At 59.4% G+C, this 6,846-nt stretch carries 9 protein-coding genes; 7 read left to right on the top strand and 2 right to left on the bottom strand.

Annotation, left to right across the window (positions count from 1 at the left end):
• The first annotated feature begins 860 nt into the window (after positions 1-860).
• Positions 861-1,142, top strand: a complete 282-nt coding sequence (locus tag HUN39_RS18640; RefSeq protein WP_175095930.1) for a DUF2285 domain-containing protein — start codon at positions 861-863, stop codon at positions 1,140-1,142.
• A 14-nt stretch (positions 1,143-1,156) separates the two neighbouring features.
• On the opposite strand, the gene HUN39_RS18635 is transcribed toward HUN39_RS18640, so the two are convergent.
• Positions 1,157-1,480, bottom strand: coding sequence for a hypothetical protein (locus HUN39_RS18635; protein WP_175095929.1), 324 nt, complete (start codon positions 1,478-1,480; stop codon positions 1,157-1,159).
• A gap of 581 nt (positions 1,481-2,061) precedes the next feature.
• On the opposite strand from HUN39_RS18635, the gene HUN39_RS18630 reads away from it, so the two are divergent.
• Entirely contained in the window at positions 2,062-2,439 is a 378-nt protein-coding gene (locus tag HUN39_RS18630; protein ID WP_175095928.1) for a single-stranded DNA-binding protein, read from the top strand.
• A 214-nt stretch (positions 2,440-2,653) separates the two neighbouring features.
• Here HUN39_RS18630 and HUN39_RS18625 read toward each other — a convergent pair whose 3' ends face one another.
• Positions 2,654-3,241, bottom strand: a complete 588-nt coding sequence (locus HUN39_RS18625) for a hypothetical protein (RefSeq protein WP_175095927.1) — start codon at positions 3,239-3,241, stop codon at positions 2,654-2,656.
• A gap of 117 nt (positions 3,242-3,358) precedes the next feature.
• On the opposite strand from HUN39_RS18625, the gene HUN39_RS18620 reads away from it, so the two are divergent.
• The 5 genes from HUN39_RS18620 to HUN39_RS18600 all read left to right on the top strand — a co-directional run.
• Positions 3,359-3,574: a hypothetical protein gene (locus HUN39_RS18620; RefSeq protein WP_175095926.1), complete on the top strand. Its 216-nt coding sequence runs from the start codon at positions 3,359-3,361 to the stop codon at positions 3,572-3,574.
• Positions 3,567-4,712, top strand: coding sequence for a DNA cytosine methyltransferase (locus HUN39_RS18615; protein ID WP_175095925.1), 1,146 nt, complete (start codon positions 3,567-3,569; stop codon positions 4,710-4,712). The genes HUN39_RS18620 and HUN39_RS18615 overlap by 8 nt, the downstream gene beginning before the upstream one ends.
• Entirely contained in the window at positions 4,709-5,566 is an 858-nt protein-coding gene (locus HUN39_RS18610) for a hypothetical protein (RefSeq protein WP_175095924.1), read from the top strand. Before HUN39_RS18615 ends, HUN39_RS18610 begins: the two co-directional genes overlap by 4 nt.
• Complete coding sequence (locus HUN39_RS18605; RefSeq protein ID WP_175095923.1) at positions 5,559-6,293, top strand: GIY-YIG nuclease family protein; 735 nt, start codon at positions 5,559-5,561, stop codon at positions 6,291-6,293. The genes HUN39_RS18610 and HUN39_RS18605 overlap by 8 nt, the downstream gene beginning before the upstream one ends.
• A gap of 284 nt (positions 6,294-6,577) precedes the next feature.
• Positions 6,578-6,846 (top strand): phospholipase D-like domain-containing protein (locus HUN39_RS18600; RefSeq protein WP_332310796.1); only part of this gene is annotated, 269 nt, incomplete at its 3' end.

Genomic DNA, 6,846 nt, shown 5'->3' with positions numbered 1-6,846 from the left:
TGCGAACCATTCCGTTGAGCGCGGTCGCACAGCGCCTGCAAAGCCAAGAACTTTGAAAAAGTATCGAACAACCGGGCTGGCATCTTTCGCCAAACGTTTGCTGCTCAGGCTACAAACGCGGGTTGATCGTCGTTTATCTTTTGTAATTCCCGTGCGACGAGATACGCCTGCATGATTGTGTGCGCGTAATTCAAGCGCTATCCGTGTCGGCTCGACTATGGGGCTGATCACAGCGCCCGTTTTTCGGGCTCGCACTGGCCTCGTGTCGGCGCGCGGCGCGCGCCGTCGCTATGCTCACTCGGACCAGAGGTCGCAATTTTCCGAAAAGCGGGCCGGGCAATAGCCCTTTGGCGTCGCTACGCTCGCGTCGGGGACTATGACCCCTTCTTGTGCTCGCGTTGCGAGCCTCTTTGTGGCGCAAACGCGCCGTCTGCGCTGACAATGCGGAGCGAGCGGCCTCCGAATGGACGGACTTTCCAACTTTCGAATTCGCTGACGGCGCTGTTCCTGCGAAAGGCTTAAGCCGCAGGCGCGGTCGTTGAATGCCCGGGACGAGATCAACACCCATTCCGTTTCTCGCTCCCGTTCGCGCGAACCTCCCCTCGCGACCACCAGTCGGTCACGCCATCCATCCTGGCGCTCTATCGCGGTTTGATTACAGTACGCGACAGGAGCCGCGTGTCGTTCGCACAGCGTGCCTCGATCGCTTGCCTTCCGTTGTAACGCGTCGCGACGCGTGGCTGCGCCTGTCTCTCGGCGCACCCTGAATGCAGTCACATATCGGCGATATCGGCTACCCTGCGGCTGCGGCCTTGCGATGAGCGATCAAAGCATAGGCTGCGCTTTACTGGAGGCCAAGCATGATCCCCAGTCAGTCTGACACGGTCGCAGACATAGCGCCGACGACGCTCGATCTGACCGACTACGATCTCTCGCATATGATCGTATATCTCCGCCTGCTCGATGCGGCGCGCGATGGCGCCGGCTGGGAAGAGGCGAGCCGCATCGTCCTCAAGATCGATCCCGACGTCGACCGTGAGCGCGCGCGGCGCGTCTATCACAGCCACTACGCCCGCGCACGATGGATGACGCAGCAGGGCTATAAGGAACTGCTGAAAATGCCAAATTCTTCACGACAATAGGGTGCGCGCCGGGGCTAACGCTTGACTCGCTTTTTCGCAGGCTCGGCGCGCGGCGCATCCCAGTAGAAGCTGCGGCCGCCAAGCGCTCCCGCGAAGCGTTCACCGTCACCGTAAAGCGTGAAAACAGCAGTCGTGTTGGGCGCCGCCAGTTCGAGGCGCCGTTGCTCCCGATCATAGCGTATCACGCGCGCTGTCATCGTTTCGCCTTCTCGATCGGCGTCCGCTAGAATAATCTCGTTCATCACAACACCATGCAGAAGATCGACCAACGTTTGGATTGCCGCCCGCCCCGCGTCGCGGACAAAGCGCAACGTCGCCCGTTCTTCGATTGCGCGCAACAGGCGCATCCCGCGGCGACATGGCTTCGTCTCTTACTCGCTTCCTTACGCTTCGGATGTGCACGCGCCCAAGCCGCGTCGACTGTTTGCGCGGCGTAGGGGCCGTCACTCAATAGGTGCCGGGCTTCTCATAATCAGCCCATTTGAACGACGCGCCATGGCGTTATTGATACGGCAACGCGGGATCGATCATGGCCAAGCCAATTCTCGGCATTGCGCGATGGTGTGAGAACTAAGAGGCTCGAGGCTCGGCGGACAATTCGACTGACCTGATTGTGTGTCGAACGCAGCACAGATCTCTCTTGCCATGTTCGGACCTTCGCCCGTTGCTCTTTACTGGCTTGTCTAGCGCCGGCGGAGCCACGTCGGCGCCTGCGCCGAAGAATTTTCCCCTTGCCGCTATGCGGCAATTCCTCGCGCACGGGCGCGGCGCGCCCTTTCAAAATTCTCCGTCGCGGCCGGCGCGCAGCGCTTCGCTTGCCCGCTGCGGCCTTACGGCCTTGCGGCTCTGTGGTCTCCTTACCCCGGCGCTTTCAGACCGCCATCGCAACGGGCCGAGGCCCAACGATAGGAGAGAGAAAATGTCGCAGCTCAACACACACATTCAGGTCGGCCGGGTCGGTCAGCTCAAGGAAGTCGGCGCCAATCTCGTCGTCACCGTCTGCTCGAACAACCCCTACAAGAACGGCAATGGCGAATGGATCGACAATCCCGAGTGGATCGAACATACGATCTTTGCCCGGCAGGAATCGCGCATCAAATGGGCGCGCGAAAAACTCGAATCCGGCGACCTGGTTCAAGTGACGTCGCGCCCGAAGCAGACCGAATGGAAAGCCGCTAATGGCGAGCGCCGGTTCGGCTACACTTTCGCGGTAGAGGACATTCAGCACCTTGCCGACAAGCCGGCGAAGGAGGCGGAAGCGCCCGCCGCGAAGGCGCGGGGCAAGAAGTCCCGATGAAACGCGATCGAGGGGCCGCGCGCGGCCCCTCGATCACAAGCAGACTAATTTACATCATCAGATTGCTCGTCGGGGCGATCAGCAGACGGCGCCCAAGCCTGGCGCGCATTGATCGGCGCGGCGATCCGCTCACCGCAAGACGCTCTGTCGCCATCAGGGTGTCGCGGCGTGTCGCCCCCTCGGTCACGAAAAGTGCAAACGCGCCGGCCGTTCATCATCGGGCCTCTTCTTCGCCAGCTGCGCTTCTTTCCCATGCGGTTTGCGCGAAACGGACGAGATCCATTTCTCCTTGGCCATAAATTTGCGCGAGTCCGCTTTCATCGCAGAGCAGCCCAATGTCGGCGGCCTCGGCACAACGCATGATTTCAGGGGCCAAGTCCTTTGGAAGAAAAAATGCAACGTAAGGATAGCGCGCTGAGTGGCATCCGCCAAAAGCGCCTGCGTTGCAGCTGGACACAAGGATTGAGCCGTAGGCCGAAATCGCGATTGTCGCGGAGGCGACGCCGACATCCAGCCCCCAGAGTGCGGGTTCGTCCTCGAATGCGGTCGCGCGCTCCTCTTCGAAGGCCGACATTTCCGCTTCGACATCATCCGCCATCTTCAGTCGGTCAATCAGTTTCGTCTCGATATCGAGGGCTGTGCGAACGACGCCCCAGCCGCAGCCCCGCAGATCGCAGTAGGAGCGATTGCCTGCGAGCGCGCCCTCTTTTTCCGCTTGTTCGAGTTCGTCGGGCGAAATGTCGACTAAGTCCGCGACATTCAGGTGGCGATGGATTTTTACGGGGAAGGAGCGCGGACGCATGGAGGTCACCCGGAAACGAGAAAATTTAAAGTGAGAGGCTCGATAGGCTCTCTCGTCGGCTCGGAACATATATAGAACACGCTGGACATGGCGCCAAAAAGGCGCCAGCTTCGCTGCATGCTCGATTCTTCAAAAAATCAGGCGATTCGTCCGCTGGATCGCATCAATCTTCGCTTGTCGCCCGAGACCTTCGAGGCGATCGATCAAGCGCGGAGCGCGCGTCCCGGCAATGTCTCCAGGAACACCTGGATTGCCGAGGCCATTAAGGAAAAGCTTGAACGGGACGATGTTCTGGTCGACGACCAAGCCATTGAGCGGAAGCGTCATGCCTAATTTTTATGAGTTTTTTGCCGGTGGCGGGATGGCCCGGGCAGGGCTTGGGTCCGGTTGGACATGTCTGTTCGCGAATGATTTCGATCACAAAAAAGGTCTCGCCTATCAAGCCAACTGGGGTACGGGCGGAGAACTCAAGGTCGGCGATGTTCGCCAGGTCACCGTGGATGAGCTGTCAGGATACGCCGACCTGATTTGGGGGTCGTTTCCCTGCCAGGATTTATCTTTGGCCGGAGGCGGAGCCGGGTTGAAGGGAGAGCGCTCTGGAACCTTCTATCCGTTCTGGGATGTCATCACGGGGCTGATCGACGACAATCGCGCGCCGAAGATTATCGCGATCGAGAATGTTTGCGGCACGCTGACCTCCCACGGCGGACGAGATTTCGAAGCGATCTGCAAGACCTTTGGCGAAGCCGGATATCGATACGGCGCCTTGATCATCAACGCCTCACTGTTCGTGCCGCAATCCCGGCCACGATTGTTTGTGATCGGCGTAAGAGACGATGTGACGATAGACCCGTCGCTCCTGTCGCCGGAGCCAATCGAGCCATTTCATACGCTGGGATTGCGCAGAGCCGTTGACGGCGTTTCCTCCCGCGCCCGGAAGAACATGCTGTGGTGGAATTTACCGACGCCGCCGCGTCGCAAGAATTCTTTCGCCGATATCATCGAAGAAAATCCTTCGAGCGTCGACTGGCATACCGCCGCTGAAACCAAGCAAATTTTGGCAATGATGTCGCCTGTCAACAAGGCGAAGGTTGAAGCCGCCAAGCGTTCAGGGCGTCGGATGGTGGGCGGGGTCTATAAGCGCACCCGCCTCGACGAAAATGGCGTCAAGGTCCAGCGGGCGGAAATTCGGTTTGACGATGTCGCGGGATGTCTGCGGACGCCCGCAGGCGGTTCAAGCCGCCAGACGATCGTCGTCGTCGATGGAAACAAGATTCGTTCGCGCCTGATTTCGTCGCGGGAGACCGCCCGATTAATGGGACTTGATGACGCGTATAAGCTGCCGAAAAATTACAACGAGGCCTACCATTTGACGGGCGACGGCGTCGCTGTCGATGTCGTTCGGCATCTGGCGCGCTATCTGCTCGAACCGCTTCTCGACGTCTGCGCCGCGGCGGAGAAGGCCGCGTGAGCGTTATTCCATGCGAGCAGGACGCAAGCGTGCGCCAGCAGATTGAAGAGTTTGCTGAAGTGCTCAAGACCCAAGCGCATAAGCTTGGCAACCATGGGCTTGCGGAGAAAGACTTCTACGCCTCGCCGATTTTCCGCGGCGCTATTCAACAGGTGCGCGGAGAGTTTGCCGCAGCGATGCGAGATAAGCGGGAGTTCGTCCAGCATGTTCTCAACCACATGGAGGATCGAGGCGTCATCGCGGGCTGGGACCGGGCCAAGCGCGGCGTGTTGCATGACTATGTTGTGACGCTACCAAGCGGTCGAACGGCGATCATCGACCTGAAAGGCTGTTTGGACGGCGATAACTCGAAAATGTTCGAGCGCCCGGACGGCGCAGATGAATTTGTCATTTGGAGCCTGTGCACCAATGTTGGCGCCGACCCACGGCGCAACGCCTGGTCTGGGGTTCATACGCGCATAAGCGCACAGATCATCGCGCGTAATCAGCGCGTCGATGGCCTCGTCATCTGGGATATGGTGTGTGGAACGATCGGACGCGCCTGTCCGAAGTTGTTGGATGAGAGCGATGCCAGAACGACCGTGATCGGTCCTTTCCGTGCGCCGCCGCCCTGCATCTATCTTTTCTCATCTTCCCTACCCTCTGTTGAGGCGCCGGAAGTCGGCGCGCAATCACTGATGAACGTCGAACTCCTCGCTGCATTCCATTCCTGCTTTGGAGGTCGCGATAACGAGATTAATCATGTCAGCTTTGAAATCGCCTCGCTCGGCGACGAGACGATGCGGCGCACGACAATCGTGCGCGGAGGAGTCGTGCAGCATTCCTCCGACATGACGGCGATCCGACATGCCTAATCCGAACGAGCCCACTCCTCGTCGCGATCCCGATTTCATAAACTTTCCACCGTTCGAGACGGAGGATCTGCGAGCCAATCTGGCGAGGTTTCTGGATACATCGTTCGAAGAGGCCGTGGGGCAGACTCGCCGTGTCGGGAATTACAAATGGGGCGTTTACGCCTTCTTCGATTATGACGGCGAACCCATCTATGTCGGGCAGACGAACGAGATGCTGCGCACGCGCATTCGTCGTCACCTGACCAATCAGCGCACTGATGCTGTTGCCATGTCAGTGCTTGATCCGTTCGAAGTGCTCGAAATCGAGGTCTGGCCGCTGCCACAATATCAGGAGACAAGTGGCAAGGATGCCGACGCGCGCAAGCAACTGGATGCTTTGGAGCGATTGATCACGCAGCTCGCGGTTGATCGGTCAGAGTTCAAAGCGATCCTGAACGAGAAGGATCCACCGCCTGGGTCGCTCGTCGTCGAAGCGCCCCGATCCCTGCGCGCGAGAATTGTTTCCGACCGCGTTTACGAGCTCCGATCACATCCCGATTTTCGGATTGCTCGAAGAGCGCTCATTATTTCGCGGCTTGCGCAGGTGATCTCCGAGCGAAAGGTCCAGGGTGGATTACGACGCGTATTGCTGACACAGGCCTTGCGTCTTCAGTGGTTGGCGTCGCGTCGCTATGACGCGCTGGGTGGCGCTGCGTCGGTTGAGCAAGAAGGCGATGAAGATGGTTGACCGCGTGCAGCGAAAATATTTTGGATTTCGGTGACAAATTGGAGCCTTCGTCCCGACTTGCCGCTCCCTGAACACGCCTGCCATTGTGACTTCGTCGTGTGGAGGCGGGTCGGGATCTGCTCCTCAAAGGATACGTCAATGGGTTGGCGAGGACAACAAAACCGAGAAGACGACGAGGAAGCGCGCTGGCGGCAGCTTCCATTCCGCGAGCGCTATAACTGGCGGGTTGTATTCACATCGATCGGCTCGGCCATCGTCGTCCTCATTTTTATCATCTGGAGCCAGTGGCAGTGATCCACCGGCGCTGGTTTCGGATCGTTGTTGGCGCTTCCCTCCTCTGCGGCATCGGCTCCTTGCCCGTGCGCGCCGGCGATGTGGAAATCCACTACGCGCCTGATGAAAACCTTGAGCGCATCGACGTCGACCTGATCCGCTTGGCGCGCGCGAAGATCGACATGGCGGTCTACTCGCTCACGGACTGGGCCGTCGTCGACGCGTTGATCGAGGCGCGCCGGCGCGGGGTCGCCCTCCGCATCGTCCTAGACCCAGGCCA

It is taken from the genome of Methylocystis silviterrae (assembly GCF_013350005.1).
GTDB classification, from domain to species: domain Bacteria; phylum Pseudomonadota; class Alphaproteobacteria; order Rhizobiales; family Beijerinckiaceae; genus Methylocystis; species Methylocystis silviterrae.
The sequence above is the reverse complement of the archived record's forward strand: the minus strand, read 5'-3'. Positions and strand labels throughout refer to the sequence as shown.

Excerpts from the sequence above, each read along its gene's own strand:
- HUN39_RS18625 (WP_175095927.1), bottom strand. The coding sequence starts at position 3,241 with ATGCGTCCGCGCTCCTTCCCCGTAAAAATCCATCGCCACCTGAATGTC.
- HUN39_RS18615 (WP_175095925.1), top strand. The coding sequence starts at position 3,567 with ATGCCTAATTTTTATGAGTTTTTTGCCGGTGGCGGGATGGCCCGGGCA.
- HUN39_RS18605 (WP_175095923.1), top strand. The coding sequence starts at position 5,559 with ATGCCTAATCCGAACGAGCCCACTCCTCGTCGCGATCCCGATTTCATA.
- HUN39_RS18620 (WP_175095926.1), top strand. The coding sequence starts at position 3,359 with ATGCTCGATTCTTCAAAAAATCAGGCGATTCGTCCGCTGGATCGCATC.
- HUN39_RS18640 (WP_175095930.1), top strand. The coding sequence starts at position 861 with ATGATCCCCAGTCAGTCTGACACGGTCGCAGACATAGCGCCGACGACG.
- HUN39_RS18630 (WP_175095928.1), top strand. The coding sequence starts at position 2,062 with ATGTCGCAGCTCAACACACACATTCAGGTCGGCCGGGTCGGTCAGCTC.